Annotated in this window: 14 protein-coding genes and 1 tRNA gene; 9 read left to right on the top strand and 6 right to left on the bottom strand. The window is 60.7% G+C overall.

Annotated features, from left to right (window positions below; genetic code table 11):
- Positions 1-3 precede the first annotated feature (3 nt).
- Both ABH15_RS05425 and ABH15_RS05420 read left to right on the top strand, forming a co-directional pair.
- Positions 4-1,167: an aconitase X gene (locus ABH15_RS05425; RefSeq protein ID WP_128693363.1), complete on the top strand. Its 1,164-nt coding sequence runs from the start codon at positions 4-6 to the stop codon at positions 1,165-1,167.
- A gap of 88 nt (positions 1,168-1,255) precedes the next feature.
- Complete coding sequence (locus tag ABH15_RS05420) at positions 1,256-1,516, top strand: HEAT repeat domain-containing protein (RefSeq protein ID WP_128693362.1); 261 nt, start codon at positions 1,256-1,258, stop codon at positions 1,514-1,516.
- A gap of 24 nt (positions 1,517-1,540) precedes the next feature.
- Here the strand turns inward: ABH15_RS05420 and ABH15_RS05415 are convergent, their stop codons facing one another.
- Entirely contained in the window at positions 1,541-2,254 is a 714-nt protein-coding gene (locus tag ABH15_RS05415; protein WP_128693361.1) for a LolA family protein, read from the bottom strand.
- Positions 2,251-2,970, bottom strand: coding sequence for a flavodoxin family protein (locus ABH15_RS05410; protein WP_128693360.1), 720 nt, complete (start codon positions 2,968-2,970; stop codon positions 2,251-2,253). Before ABH15_RS05410 ends, ABH15_RS05415 begins: the two co-directional genes overlap by 4 nt.
- Positions 2,971-3,085: 115 nt before the next feature.
- Here ABH15_RS05410 and ABH15_RS05405 point away from each other — a divergent pair, with 115 nt between their 5' ends.
- A complete protein-coding gene (locus tag ABH15_RS05405) occupies positions 3,086-3,367 on the top strand; it encodes a HEAT repeat domain-containing protein (RefSeq protein WP_128693359.1) in 282 nt (93 codons plus the stop codon).
- 7 nt (positions 3,368-3,374) lie between these two features.
- Here ABH15_RS05405 and ABH15_RS05400 read toward each other — a convergent pair whose 3' ends face one another.
- Entirely contained in the window at positions 3,375-4,655 is a 1,281-nt protein-coding gene (locus ABH15_RS05400) for an ArsB/NhaD family transporter (RefSeq protein ID WP_128693358.1), read from the bottom strand.
- 387 nt (positions 4,656-5,042) lie between these two features.
- Here ABH15_RS05400 and ABH15_RS05395 point away from each other — a divergent pair, with 387 nt between their 5' ends.
- The 6 genes from ABH15_RS05395 (at position 5,043) to ABH15_RS05370 (ending at position 12,159) form a co-directional block, all read left to right on the top strand.
- Positions 5,043-5,588 (top strand): type 1 glutamine amidotransferase domain-containing protein, encoded by a 546-nt coding sequence (locus tag ABH15_RS05395; protein ID WP_128693357.1) that lies wholly within the window; start codon positions 5,043-5,045, stop codon positions 5,586-5,588.
- Between the two features lie 203 nt (positions 5,589-5,791).
- Complete coding sequence (locus ABH15_RS05390) at positions 5,792-7,060, top strand: HEAT repeat domain-containing protein (protein ID WP_128693356.1); 1,269 nt, start codon at positions 5,792-5,794, stop codon at positions 7,058-7,060.
- Positions 7,061-7,086: 26 nt separating this feature from the next.
- Positions 7,087-7,596, top strand: coding sequence for a HEAT repeat domain-containing protein (locus tag ABH15_RS05385; protein WP_128693355.1), 510 nt, complete (start codon positions 7,087-7,089; stop codon positions 7,594-7,596).
- Positions 7,597-7,690: 94 nt separating this feature from the next.
- On the top strand, positions 7,691-11,551 hold the full coding sequence (locus tag ABH15_RS05380) for a DNA-directed DNA polymerase II large subunit (protein WP_128693354.1): 3,861 nt from the start codon (positions 7,691-7,693) through the stop codon (positions 11,549-11,551).
- Between the two features lie 88 nt (positions 11,552-11,639).
- On the top strand, positions 11,640-11,915 hold the full coding sequence (locus ABH15_RS05375) for a pro-sigmaK processing inhibitor BofA family protein (protein ID WP_128693353.1): 276 nt from the start codon (positions 11,640-11,642) through the stop codon (positions 11,913-11,915).
- A gap of 161 nt (positions 11,916-12,076) precedes the next feature.
- Positions 12,077-12,159, top strand: a tRNA-Leu gene (locus ABH15_RS05370).
- Positions 12,160-12,298: 139 nt separating this feature from the next.
- Here ABH15_RS05370 and ABH15_RS05365 read toward each other — a convergent pair.
- The 3 genes from ABH15_RS05365 to ABH15_RS05355 form a co-directional block, all read right to left on the bottom strand.
- Positions 12,299-13,081, bottom strand: coding sequence for a CPBP family glutamic-type intramembrane protease (locus tag ABH15_RS05365; protein WP_128693352.1), 783 nt, complete (start codon positions 13,079-13,081; stop codon positions 12,299-12,301).
- Positions 13,082-13,197: 116 nt separating this feature from the next.
- The gene (locus ABH15_RS05360; protein WP_174719417.1) at positions 13,198-13,827 is read right to left on the bottom strand and encodes a DUF998 domain-containing protein; all 630 of its coding nucleotides are present in this window, start codon (positions 13,825-13,827) and stop codon (positions 13,198-13,200) included.
- Positions 13,828-13,933: 106 nt separating this feature from the next.
- On the bottom strand, positions 13,934-14,548 hold the full coding sequence (locus tag ABH15_RS05355) for a hypothetical protein (protein WP_128693351.1): 615 nt from the start codon (positions 14,546-14,548) through the stop codon (positions 13,934-13,936).
- Positions 14,549-14,716 lie beyond the last annotated feature (168 nt).

Below are 14,716 nucleotides of genomic sequence, written 5' to 3'. Positions count from 1 at the left end.
ACGATGTATCTCGATGCAGAAGACGAGAAGATCTTAAGCGGCGAGTTCGGGGAGACCCGGCAGAAGATGATGGAGATCCTGGTCGCCCTCGGCCGGGTGTATAATGCGGAGAAACTGGTTCCGATCGCGAGCGCCCAGGTGAGCGGCGCATCGTACAAGACGATCGGAAAATGGGGGCTTGAATGGCTCTCCACACTCGATGCCCGGGTAGCGGTGCCGACGGTCTTAAACCCGATCGGGATGCCCCGGGACGAGTGGCGGGACCTAGACGGGATCACGCCCGAGTTTGCCCACCAGCAGGAGGCGGTGCTCACCGCGTACCACCGCCTCGGGATCAGGATGGAGTGTACCTGCACACCCTACTACCTGCAGAGAACCGAGTACGGCGAGCACCTCGCCTGGTCGGAATCGAGCGCCGTTGCGTATGCAAACTCGGTTATCGGAGCCCGGACGAACCGCGAGGGGGGCCCCAGCGCCCTCGCCGCCGCAATCATCGGGAAGACCCCCTTCTACGGTCTGCATATCGTCGCGAACCGACGGCCGGGCGTCGTTGTCGAGGTGGAGGCGGGAGACTCGCTGCATGCCGATCACTACGGCGCGATCGGCTACCTCGCCGGAAAGGAAGTCGGGAACCGGATTCCGTTCATCACCGGGATCAGGCCGGGCCGTGACCAGTTAAAAGCGCTCGGGGCGGCAATGGCCGCGACCGGGGCGGTCGCCCTCTATCACGTCGAGAAGATCACCCCCGAGACGAGGGTCTTTACGTTCGAGACCGAGGGGCTTGAACGGATAAGCGTCGGGCTACAGGATATCGAGGATCTCTTTGAGACGATGGACGTCGATGCGGTCGCAATCGGGTGTCCGCACTGCTCTCCGGACGAACTCCGGGAGATCGGCGACCTCCTCACCGGAAAAAGGACAACAAAACCTCTCCTCGTATTCGTCGCCCGCAGCGTAGCCCGGGACAACCAGGATCTTGTCGCTGCCATCGAACGGAGCGGTGCGATGGTCGTCCCCGACACCTGCATGGTCGTCTCGCCGGCGATGGATCACTACAAGGCGATCATGGTCGATTCGGGAAAAGCCCTCGCGTACGTCCCGGGGATGTGCGGGGCACTCGCCCGGCTCGGAACGCGAAAAGAGTGCATCGAGGTCGCGACCTCGTAGATCGGCCGTTCTCCCACCATACCTTTTTTGCCGGTCGCCGTTCTCCATCCGGCAACCTTCATTACCCCGGACACCGGGAGAGAGGAGTATGCCACGAACAGACGTCACCGTCATGCAACGAAACCGGGATATCGAAGGACTGATCCGGGCACTCGACGATCCGAGCGGGAACGTGCGGGAGGCCGCTGCGACGGCGCTCGGGGCGGTCGGCGATGCCCGGGCGATCGAACCGCTGAAGAAGGCGAAGTTCTTCGACGACCGCCCCGAGGTCAGGAGGGCCGCGTCGGCAGCGCAGGTCTGGCTCTCAGAGCGGCTCAGAGCGGAGCGGATACTGAAAGGCGGGCAGTAAAACCCCTCCGGGCATGAGGTCACCTCACGGCGACGGCGCTCCCCGCGGGAAGATTACCGGAATGAGCGCCTGCGACTCCGACGCAGCGTCCCTCGGCGGAGTGAAGGTATTCTTCGGAATCCCTCTGTTGACGGCGAGGTTGGTGTACTCGACCGAGAGGACGGAGTTCCCCGCCTCGTTATAGAACGCAGCTTTATCGACCATCCAGGTCGAGGCGTCGATCCACGCCCGCATCCGGGTGAACCCGATACCCATATACCGGATTGGATTGCCCGGCGATGCCTCGATGACGTGTGCCCTGCTACCGTTCACGCCTTCGACCCCGAGATAGGCGATCGCGTTCTCCTCCACAATCCTGGGAATAACCTGCTGATAATCCTCCCGAACGAGGCGATCGAATGCCGCTTCTCCTGCAGCAATCAGCTCGGTCTCGCCGGTACCGGGACGATAGAGCCAGAGCACGCTACCGTTGAAGATCTCGAGCAGATCCGGTTTTCCGTCTGCCCCCATACGCTCGAACCGATACCGGTAGGGATCTTCCACCTGCACGAAGATCTTCCCTGACGACGCGTCTGTATACTTGATCACCTGCAGGGTTGCCGAGTAATCGCAGAGGCTCTCCCGGTGTCGGAGGATCTGATCCCGGATCTCACCACCTGTCGGCTCCTGAGCCCAGAACCCCGACGATACGGCGATGATGCTTGCCAGGACGACGAGCAGCAGCGCAACGGATCTCATCCGGTATCCCCGCCGAGACGGTCACCCAGCAATCGGCCGATCCTCTCCGTCTCCACAATTACCGCCGGTTCGTCCTTCACCGACCGGCACCGGAGGATCTTTGCCGACCCGTGCACCAGCGGCACGTTATCGGGCAGGATCTCAAGGTATCCACGGTAAGCCTCGGCATAACCGTAATCCTCTCCGGTAACCTCCGGCGCGGTGGCGTTCCAGTTCGCGTAGGCACAGGTCTCGCCTGCCCCGCAGGCGAAGCAGCAGGGCGTCCCCTTTGCGGAGATGCTCCCGACAAGGTCGAACCCCTGCCGATCGAGTGCTGTCGCCATCCAGGCAGCGGTCTCAACTTCACCCACCTCACCGACCGCGACCGTCGCGGCCAGTTTTCCCTTCAGCCTCAGATGCACATGCCTTTTTGAGAAGAGACGCTCCATGAACGCCTTCGTATAAGCGCTCACCGTGCCGTAGTAGACCGGAGAGCCGAGAACCAGGGCGTCGGCCTCCATTACCTTCTCGGCAAGCTGCACGAAATCGTCCTCGACGACGCAGAGATTCATGAATGTGCACCGCATACAGGCGTTGCAGGGTCCCACCCGGAGATCGGAGAGTTTAACGAACTCACTCTCCACACCCGCCGTCTCGAGGATTGCCTTCACGAGGACGTCAGTATTGCCGTCTTTCACCGGGCTTCCGCTCACTCCGAGCACCTGCAGCCGAGTCATATGCCACCCATTGAGAAGGAGAATGCTAATACCTTACTGCCGTAGAGGGCAGACCGGGAATACATAAATACTGTTGTTGAGTGACAGATGCCATATCATGAAGGGGGTATGATCGATGGCGAGTCTTGATGATATCGACACCATGCGTGACAACCGGGACGTGGACGGACTAATCCAGGCACTCGGCGATGAGGACGAGTTTGTCAGGACGCAGGCCGTACTGTCGCTCGGGGCGATCGCCGACCCGAAAGCAAAAGATCCGGTCGCCCGGCTCCGGACGGAGGACTCGAGCGCATCCGTCCGTGAAGCAGCCGAAACCGCCTACAAATGGCTGGTAGGCAGGCTCGAGGAGGTCAAGACAACAAAAGGAACCCTCAAGAGCCCGCCGCCCCGGTAACCGGGGGTCACCAGACCACGTACTGGAGCCAGAGGATTCCGGTGCCGATTCCTACCGTGATCGCGAGGATTACCATCCCAATTTTGAGAAACTCCACGAACGTTATGAGGATCCCCTCACGCGAGGCGATTCCGAGCACCACCACGTTTGCCGACGCCCCGATGGCCGAGCCGTTCCCACCGAGGCATGCACCAAGGGAGAGCGCCCACCAGAGGGGGTACGTGTCCATCGAGCCGCCGAGATCCTGGATGAGCGGGATCAGGGTTGCGGTGAGCGGGATGTTGTCGACGATGGCGGATGCGATGGCTGCAAACCAGGCGATGATGAGGATGGCCTCGCCTTCGGAATGAACCGTATTCACCACCATGTTCGCAAGGGCTGCGATTATGCCGGTCTCGACCAGCGCTCCGACGACGACGAAGAGTCCGCCGAAGAAGAAGAGCGCCGGCCATTCGATCTTCTCGAAGATCGCCTCGGGAGACTCACGGCTCCAGAAGAGAATGAACGATGCCCCGATAAGCGCGACAAGCGCCGGTTCGAGACCGAGTGCTCCGTGGATGAAGAACATTCCGACGACGAGCAGTATCGTCACTATGGACTTTTTGAAGAGCACGGTATCCCGTATCGCCGCCCGCTCGTCAAGAGATTCGAGCGTACTGGCGATGGCCTGCTGCTGCTCCGGGTCGACCCGGAGCGTTCTGCCGTAGATGAGGATGAGCACCCCGAGAACGACAAAGAGATCGATCACCATGATCGGCCCCATATGTACCAGGAACTCGTTGAAGGAGAGACCCGCGGCGGAACCGATCATGATATTCGGCGGATCGCCGATGAGCGTCGCCGCTCCCCCGATGTTCGAGGAGAAGATCTCGGCGATGATAAACGGGATTGGACTGACCTTCATCGCGTCGGCGATGTAGAGGAGCATCGGGGTGAGGAGGAGCACGGTCGTGACGTTATCGAGAAACGCGCTGACGACTGCGGTCACGACCGAGAAGAGGAGAAGGACACGAAGCGGGCTTCCCCCGGCTCGTTTTGCCGTGATGATCGCAATATACTCGAATAAGCCGCTGTTCCTCGCAGTGTTGACGATAATCATCATCCCGATCAGGAGGAAGATGGTGCCGAGGTCGATATACACCGGGATCATATCCCAGGGGACGATCTGGAGAAGGACGATGATCGAAGCGCCGAGCATCGCGGCAACCGCCCGGTGAATCCGCTCATCGATGATGAGGGCATAGGTGAAGAGGAATACGGCGATCGCTATCAGTTCAGGCCCGTTCATACGTAAACCCCGCCGGATTGAGATCGTAAAACCCGGTCGCCGAAGAGCAAAGCCCAAGCTGCCGTATTCACTGCGTGAGAAGGAAGAATCATGGTATTCGCCGGATACGTGTAGTCAGAATGAAGTGTTTGCACGTCCTCTCGATAAGAATATCGATTTTTGTTGCAAACGAGACAACAGGATCGGGGATTTTCTTCCCTGCATGCACCTTTCGCGGAGTGAGACGGCAATGTGGCCAGGCTATCCGGTCCCTGTCGGCTCTTGAAGAGAACGTGACCCTTCGGCTGCGGCGTCTCCCGATACTTTTATACCGCCAGCAGGGGGAGGGAAGAGCGACCCCGCAAAAAGGCCGAATCAAGCCTTTGCGAGGAGACGGAGTGTGTAACCATGAGCACGATTGCAGTTCTTATTACCGATATGTTCGAGGATGTCGAGTATACAAAACCTGCCCGGGCTTTCAGAGAGGCAGGCCACGATCTTGTTCATATCGGTCTGAAAGCCGGAGAGACGGTGCAGGGGAAACGCAACAACGAGTCCGTGACGATCGACCGGGCAGTCCCGGAGGTCTCGGTGGACGATTTCGATGCTCTCTTCATTCCGGGCGGCTACTCGCCGGATAAGCTCCGCGCTCACGCTGAGCCGGTAACGTTCGCAAAGCGGTTCATGGAGAGTGGCAAACCCATCTTTGCGATCTGCCATGCACCGCAACTCTTCATCACAGCGCAGGTGCTCGGAGGGCGCCGCGTCACCGGGTGGCGATCGATCGTCCAGGATATCAAAAATGCAGGGGCGGAGTTCGTCGACGAAGAGGTCGTTGTCGACCGAAACCTTATCTCCAGCAGGAACCCTGACGACATTCCGGCATTCATCGACGCCGCACTCAGGAAACTGCAGGAGACCGGGGGCAGAGTGACAGCGGCAGAGGCACGGTGAGGCGCATCACTGCACCGTGAGATCCGTATCAGACTCTTTTCTTCACCGGGGCTCCCCGCCACCGCACCCCCCCACCGGAAGGGGTATCAGAGAGTACAGGTAGCGTTGTCGGAAAAGAGCTTCTTCCGCACCCACGACGTTCCGGATACCGCTTCGGGCACGCAAACACTATAAATAAACCACGGCATAGATCTGCATCAGGAATGAATACCGGGGAGTTCGGGTGGCGGTCATCCGCATGGCAGAAACTCGTCGTCATTATCCTAGTAACCGCACTCTTCATCGCCCTCGAACTGGTGGTGCACTATGGGTTCGGGATCGATATCATCTACACCCACTTCTTCTACCCCCTGCTGATCCTCGCTGCGTTCTGGTATCAGCGAAGAGCCGTATACCTCGGCGTATTCCTCGCCGGGGCGCATATCACCGTCGAGTACCTCCAGAACGCGGCGATCGAACCGGGGGTGCTGGTGCGTGCCATGATGTTCATCGCCGTCGCCTACATCCTCGGCTACCTCTTCGAACTCCTGGAGCGGAGGTACGCCGATTACCACTCCTACCTCACCGGGTATACCGACCGGGGTGCCGACTCGGGCCGTCACCTCGAGACCGGTGAAGAGGGAGCCGGTGCAGCGGTACATCCCCGCGATCTGCAACGCCTGATCGGCAACCTGCAGAGCAAAAACCCCGACGTCAGGTACAAGGCCGCAGAGGCTCTCGGAGCACTCAAAAACCCCCGCGCAGTGGAGCCGCTCGCCGCCCTTCTTGCCGACGAGGAGAGCGGGGTGCGGTGGAAGGCTGCAGAGGCGCTCGGACAGATGGGGCGGGCAGCGGTAGAGCCGCTCACGGAAAGCCTCTCCGATCCGAACGTTGATGTCCGGTGGATGGCTGCAGTGGCGCTCGGGGATATCGGCGATCCCAGGGCCATCGATCCTCTCCTTAAAGCGCTCGAGGACGAGGATACCTACGTCCGGAGCCGGGCGGCGATGGCACTTGGAAGGATCGGTGAGCCCGCCCGGGACGCCCTGATCGCCGCCCTCCGGTCGGAGAAGGAGAACGTGCGCTGGGGTGCGGCGCTGGCACTCGGCAGCATCGGGGGAGAGAGCACCATCGAAGCGCTCATCAGGACACTCGACGATGCGAGCCCGCATGTCCGCCACCGGGTAATCGGTGCGCTCGACGAGATCGGGAGCCCGGCAATACCCTACCTTATACGGGGATTTAACGCCTGCACACCAACCAGTTGTCAGAGCATTGCCGAAGCGTTCGGGGGTATCGGCCGGCCGGCCGTCGAACCGCTCACCCGTGCACTCCGCGACGGCCGGTGGGAGGTGCGTGCCGGTGCTGCCGCATCGCTCGGCGAGATAGGCGATCCGACCGGGGTGGACGCTCTCATCGAATCTCTCGACGACGAGCGCCCCGAAGTTGCGGCGGCGGCACGGAATGCCCTGAAGCAGATGAAGAAACTATAATATCCGGGAGTGCGGACGTGAACGGCATGTATGATGAAAAGATACTGGAGCGTGCGATCGGCGCCCTGAAGACCGGAGATCTGCAGACCCGTCGGGCGGCGACGGATGCACTCGGTTCCATGGGAGAGACGGCGACGATGCCGCTCATACGGGCGATGCAGGAAGGGGACAACGACGTCCGGTGGTATGCCGCCCGGGCACTCGTCAGGATTGGCCGGCCGGCGGCCGAACCGCTCATACGGGCGATGCATGAGGAGACGAATAAAGACTTCCGCCGGTATGCAATGGCAGCCCTCGCAGAGATGAAAGATGAGGCGGTCGAACCCCTCATCCGGGAACTCGTGGACGGACAGGAGGAACTCCGGCCCTATATTGCCATGGCGCTCTGCACCATCGGCGAACCGGCGGTCAAGCCGCTCACCGGTGTGATAAACCACCCCGACCCGAAGATCCAGACATGTGCCGCACTGATCCTCTGGAAGATGGGGGAGCCCGGGGCAAAACCGCTGACCGATGCACTGAAAGAAGAGCGGTAGCGGGCTGCCTGACCAAACTTCCGCTTTCAGTTCTCTCATCTTTCCCTCAGTCAGATTCCGAAATGATAAATCGGTGAATGCCCATCAGAATGGTATGGAGTTCTCACCGGCGCTTGGGGTGTATTTCAACCGGCTCGACTCCGGACTGCAATCCGCGATGGCGGTTGCGCGAGCCGCACGCTCCCGCGGCCTCGATCCCGCCGTGGAGCCCGAAATTCCCATCGCAAGCGACCTTGCCGATCGCGTGGAGGCGCTTCTCGGTTACACGGGTGTCGCTGCACGTCTCCGGGAGCTTGAGCAGCAGATGTCGCGTGAAGAGGCCGCTCTCAAGATAGGCGACGATTTTGTAAAGCGAACCTTCGGTGAGACGACGACGGAGGAGATCCTCGACCACGCCATCAGGGCATCGATGGCGCTGCTGACGGAGGGGGTCGTGGCCGCCCCCACCGAGGGTATCGGGAAGGTTGCCCTCGGCAAGAACGACGACGGGACGGAGTATCTCAAGATCTACTATGCGGGACCCATCCGGAGTGCTGGCGGAACCGCTCAGGCGCTCTCCGTCCTCGTCGGGGACTACGTCCGGCAGGCACTCGGGATCAACCGCTATATCCCCCGCCCCGAAGAGGTCGAGCGGTACATCGAGGAGATCCGGCAGTACAACAATATCATGAGCCTGCAGTACCTCCCGAGCGAGAAGGAACTGCGGATGATCATCACTAACTGCCCCGTCTGCATCGACGGTGAGCCGACGGAACAGCAGGAGGTGAGCGGCTACCGGAACCTCGAACGGGTGGAGACGAATACGGTGCGGGGCGGGATGGCGCTCGTCGTCGCGGAGGGGCTCGCGCTCAAAGCCCCGAAGGTCTTAAAGAACGTCCGGAAGATGAAGATGGAGGGCTGGGACTGGCTCGAGGAGCTGATCGGCGGGGCGACAACGAGCAGCAGCGACGACGACAAAGGCGCTGCCGTTAAACCGAAGGATAAATACCTCCGCGACCTCATCGGCGGCCGGCCGGTCTTCTCCTACCCGATGAGGAAGGGCGGGTTTCGCCTCCGGTTCGGCCGTTCGCGGAATACCGGGTTTGCCGCCGCAGGCCTCCACCCTGCAACCCTTCATATCCTCGGTGATTTCCTTGCCGTCGGCACGCAGATGAAGATCGAACGGCCGGGAAAAGCCGCCGGGATTGTGCCGGTAGACTCCATCCAGGGCCCGACCGTCAGGCTGAAGAGCGGCGAGGTTCTGCGGATCGACGATGCGGCGAAAGCACGTTCTCTTGCGTCACAGGTGGAGGACATCATCGACATCGGTGAGATCCTCATCAGCTACGGAGAGTTCCTCGAGAACAATCACCCGCTGATGCCGCCCTGCTACTGTGAGGAGTGGTGGCTGCAGGAGGGCGGCGTCCGCCACCCCGAGAACGAGATGGAGGCGATCGAGTTTGCCCTCGACGGGGCGTACCTCCACCCGGACTACACCTACCTCTGGGACGATATCACCCCGGCCAACATCGCCACCCTTGCCGACCGGGTTGCCGAAAGCGGGGTGATCGAGGACGGGGCGCTGAAACTGCCGAATACCCCGGATGCAAAGGCTATCCTTGAAGAACTCCTCGTCTTTCACCGCATAGAGGGCGACCGGATAGTCATCGGCGAGTATCTGGTGCTGCTCACCTGCCTCGGCCTGACGCTCCAGCTCCGGAAACGGGAGACCTGGACAGACGCTCCCACCGACGATTCGCTCGGGCTCGTGATGCACCTCTCCGGGTTTCGGCTTCGATCCCGTGCCGGCACCAGGATCGGCGGAAGAATGGGCAGACCCGGCAAATCCAAGGCCCGCGAGATGAAGCCGCCACCCCACTCGCTCTTCCCCATCGGCGATGCCGGCGGCTCCCGCCGGTCGTTCCAGGAGGCGATCTCCTACAAGCACCGGTCGAATACCGATGGCGGACAGATCGAGATTGAGGTCGGTGACCGCCGCTGCACCGCCTGCGGCACACGGACGTACAAGAACCTCTGCGACTGCGGCGGGCACACCGTCCCGGTCTTCCGCTGTCCCCGGTGCGAGCGGGAGACGAAGGAACTCCTCTGCCCGGCCTGCGGTGCGGCCGCCGTCTGCCTCCAGAAGGTGACGGTGAACGTCAAGGCGGAGTACGCTGCCGCCCTCGCCCGGCTCGGTATGCGGGAGAGCGCGGTTTCGCTTCTGAAAGGCGTCAAGGGGCTTATCTCCCGCGACCGGCCGGTGGAGCCGATCGAGAAAGGGATTCTGCGGGCGACGAACGAGCTCTACGTCTTCAAAGACGGTACGTCCCGGTATGATATGATCGACCTCCCGCTCACCCACTTCCGGCCGGACGAGGTCGGCGTCTCCATCGAGAAACTCGCGAGCCTCGGGTATACCCACGACATATACGGTGCGGAACTCACCGAACGCTCTCAGGTTCTCGAGCTGCGCCACCAGGACATCCTCGTCTCGGAAGACTGCGCCGCGTGGCTTATCCGCGTGGCCAAGTTTATCGATGAACTCCTGGAGAAATTCTACGGCCTTGAACCGTTTTACCGGATCACCGACCGGAACGACCTTCCCGGGCACCTCGTCATGGGGCTTGCCCCCCACACGAGCGCAGGTGTCCTTGCCCGGGTGATCGGGTTTTCGAAGGCCGGTGTCGGCTACGGCCACCCCTTCTTCCATGCTGCAAAACGGCGAAACTGCTTTGCGGGCGATACGGAGATCGAAGTCTTCGACGGCAGGGCATGGGCAACGGTGCCCATCCGGCAGTTCGTCGTCGAGAACTTCGATATCAGCAACCCCGGTCTCGATCACCAGGGGACGTTCTACTCCGACCCGGCGAGGACCTTCTTTACGAGGAGCATCGATCCGCAGGGCACAGTCAGGATGAAGAAGATCACATCGGTCTCGGTGCACCGTGCGCCGGCACACCTGATACGCTTCGAGACAAAACGCGGGAGGCTCCTCACGGTAACATCCGACCATACCATGCTTGTCTGGGATACGGACTACCTCCGCAGGATCTCCGCTCAAGAGGTGAATATCGGCGACCGCATACCGGTGATCGAGGGAACTATGCCGATCTGCGACGAGATCACCGGCCGGGAGATCGTCAGGGCGCTCGAAGACCGGGTTTACTGCCTCACGGTCGCCGACACCCATACGCTCGTCGCGAACGGGATCTTCACCGGCCAATGCGACGGTGACGAGGACTGCGTCATGCTCCTCCTCGACGGCCTGATCAACTTCTCGCGCTCGTACCTCCCGGAGACCCGGGGCGGGACAATGGACGCCCCGCTCGTCCTCACCACCCGTCTCGATCCCGCCGAGGTCGATAAAGAGAGCCATAACGTCGATGTCGGCGACCACTATCCGCTTGAATTCTACCTCGCCGCACTGAACTACACCCACCCGAAAGACCTCGACAAACTCATCGACCGGGTTGAGCGGAGGCTCGGCACTCCCGCCCAGATCGAAGGGTTCCTTTTTACGCACCCGACAAGCGATATCTCGGCAGGGCCCCTCGTCTCCACCTATACCATCCTCGGCACAATGCTCGAGAAACTCGAGGCGGAACTGACGCTCGCCAAGAAGATCAGAGCGGTGGATGCGGACGACGTCGCCGAGCGGGTCTTAAATACCCACTTCATCCGAGACCTGATGGGAAACCTCAACGCGTTCTCGAAGCAGAAACTCCGATGCACGAAATGCAACTCGAAGTACCGGCGGATGCCGCTTGCAGGGAAGTGCACCAAGTGCAAGGGGAACGTCATCGCCACGGTCCATGAAGGCTCGGTGAAGAAGTACCTCGCCGTTTCCCGGGAGATCTGCGAGACCTACGCGATCTCCGAGTACACGAAACAGCGGGTGCGCGTCATCGATATGTCCATCGAGTCGACCTTCGGCACGCCGGCAGAACAGCAGCTCGGGCTTGCGGACTTTATGTGAACAGATCGGGCGATGAAGACGAGGGGTATCCTCTTCACCCTCCGCCCCTCCCGAAGCTTCAATACCTTGCAGGGCACTTGCGAGGACTATGAGTCTCCTTGCAGGGCTTCTCGCCCTTATCCTGATCATCATCATCGTTGCCCTGCTCTTCAGAATTCTGCGGAGCGGCATCGCTCTTGTGATCAACGCAATCATCGGGGTGATCCTGATTTACCTCATCAATATCTTCAATCTGATGAGCATCTTCGGTCGCCCTGATATCCCGATAAACCTGATAACCATCCTGATCAGTGCAATCGGCGGGGTGCTCGGGGTGGTTCTCATCGTCGTGCTGAATCTTCTCGGGATCTCCCTTGCATACTGACGGCAGCGGGGAAGAGGGGGATGCGGGTGGCATGCTCCCGGTTCCGGGTATGCCGGATGCCGAAGGCCATCTTCCGCCAAGCTCATAACCCTCCGCTTCCAATAGTATAGACGCACGTTCTTATGGGGAAGTGCACAACCCTCGTTGTGCATTTACCCGGAGCGAGGATAGCCAAGCGGCCAAAGGCGGGTGACTCAAGATCATCTCCCGTAGGGGTTCGTCGGTTCAAATCCGGCTCCTCGCACTCCTTTTTGAGATTTGAGTGGGATAATTGATTCTTTCGTCCATAACTGCACGGCGCGATCGGTATGAAGTATCAATCGCAAGGGGCTTCTCTGCCGATACACCGGGCGACAGCATCATGCAGGCGTATCAACACCCGTTCACGGCCGGCCTCGAAAGAGATATCTCTCCGTAACTACGAGAACCGCCACGGTGACCACCATCATCCCGAGCAGGAGCGCGTTCGGCGCCTGAAAGTTCGCCGGATCGGCGTTCTGCATGACGCCGAAGAGAGCCAGAAAGTTATGAAACACAATTGTTGAGTAGATCTCCCGGACGAGGAAGAAGAATACACCGGTGATAACCCCAATGAGAGTGAGCAGCAGGATCAGGGAGAGCGTGTTGAAGGGCGGGCTGTGTGCGATGTGGTATGCCCCGAAGAGGACCGATGCAAGCGCGATTCCCACAATCAGAGAGGGGATCCTGCCGAGCGATCGCGTCAGGCAGACTCCCGTCACCCCGACGAGCGCATAGACAACGAGGATCTCCGCCGTGGAGGTTGTGAAGACCTGCGCAAAGACGTTGAGCACAACCACCGGATCGAGCGATTTCGGGGACTGCAGGACGAAGATGAGAAGGCCGAGAACGAATGCTCCGATGAGCGAGACGAGCGTCCGTTTTGCCGGCTGGAACCCGAACTCCTCCCGGGAGATACCGCCCGATTTCCAGAACAGGTTCATGATGTACAGGGCGAGTACCGTTCCGATCAGGAGATTCGCAATGACTGCATAGGTCAGGCGACCGACGGGGTCACCACTGATCAGGAGGTTCACTCTCCCTTCCAGCAGATAGGTGGCCAGTGTCCAGAAAAGGTAGACCGCCAGTGCGATACCGAGCATCGTCGCCGGTGAGAAAGAGCGCGCTCCATGTTCGTCCCGTGACATGGAGGACTGATCTTCCGACGGTGACCTTATAGGTTGCTCCCGGACTCGTCCCCGGCAGGCTGCCCTCCACCTACTGCCTGCCCCCCGGCGCACCGGATACCCGGAGCACCGCTGCATCACCGGGTATCCGGTGATGACCGGCCCATCAGGTAGCCGCCAAACCCGGTGACCCATACGAGGATGGGATAAGCAATCCACCGCTCAAGCCCTCCGATGCCGAGGATGGCAAACGGGCTCGCATCACCGAGGATGAAGTAGAGGGCGAGATCAGTAAGCGATATCGCCCCGAGCGCCACCGAGAAGTACCGGAGCGGCGGGGTCTCGACCCGGTAGGCGGCAACGGCGGCAACCCCGCCGGCTGAAAAGGCAAGGAGGGCGAAGAGGGCATGCACCGTACCATAATTCCCGGGGAAGATGCCGACACCGAGGACGCCGAGCCCAAAGAGGACGAGCGGGACGGTGACGACGAGTTGCCCAAAAGCGCGGTGAATGCAGTACGCGGCGGCGAGTGTCAGGAGACCGGAGACCATCATCGTTATGTTGAAAATAGTTGCGGAGGGTTCGACGATGATGCTCCCCGGCGGCATCGTGGCACCGAGATCGCTTATCGCATTCAGCGACGTGCTGTACCCGGGATAGAGAGACTCAGCAGTGATGATCCCCATCAGGGCCAGTACACCGACGCCAAAGAGCAGTGCCCCTGCAAGCATCCGGCAGCGCAGAGCGGCGGGTGATCGATCGGTCATGAAAATCCGACGGAACGTAACCGTTGGGCTATTTAGTCGTTGTGCCTCCACAGGCAGAAGAGCATCGGGAGCGGTGGGTGCGCTTCTGCCGGTACACCGCGGTACATCAGAAGATATCGACGTCCCGGTGCTGCGCTTCTCTCACGTTCTCTCTATACCCCTCAGGGTCTCGTGCATATTCCCTGATCTCCCGGATCGCTTCTGCAGCCCGCAGGTCTCCCCGATTTGCCAGAGCCTCCTGTAGCAGGGCGAGGTCTTCATCGTTCTGCACGACGAGAGCCACCATGACAGGGTAGCAGTACTCCTCCTTCCGTACGATCCCGCCGTCAAAGCGGGGTGCATCGTACACCAGCTGCTCGATGACGCCGTCGTCACCCATTGACGCCAGCACATGAAGCGCATGCCGAACGATCGGGCGGCTCTCGGGCGTGTCCCGGAACCGCAGGACGACACTTTTGAGCTGCCGGGCAAACGCTTCACCATCGGTCGGCAGAACCCGCTGCCTGATCGCGGCATCGTGCAGGATCTGAAGCGCCATGTATGCTACCTTGTAATCCTGATCGAGTGCTACCGCGACTGTATCGAGGAGCCCGGGCGTCGCACGACATACCGATTTATAGAGGAGCACCTCATGGAGGGCGGCGTAGATCGCATCGCGGTTGCCTGACTTCACGGCTTCTTTCAGATCGAGTGCTCCCGGGTATTCCATGGTATCGTTCATGATGCACCATCATCTGGGACTGCTGCACCCGCCCATCATCCGGCGCTCGTGCAGCGGGATCGCGGGGTGCCTCATCTCCTTTCATGCCGGGCAGTGATGAACGTGTCGTTCTTCCTGCCGAAGGCCTCCCCGGGTGAGAACAACCGTCCCGATCCGCCGGAAACGGGT

It is taken from the genome of Methanoculleus taiwanensis (assembly GCF_004102725.1).
GTDB lineage: Archaea > Halobacteriota > Methanomicrobia > Methanomicrobiales > Methanoculleaceae > Methanoculleus_A > Methanoculleus_A taiwanensis.
This window is presented reverse-complemented; position numbering and strand designations above follow the sequence as displayed.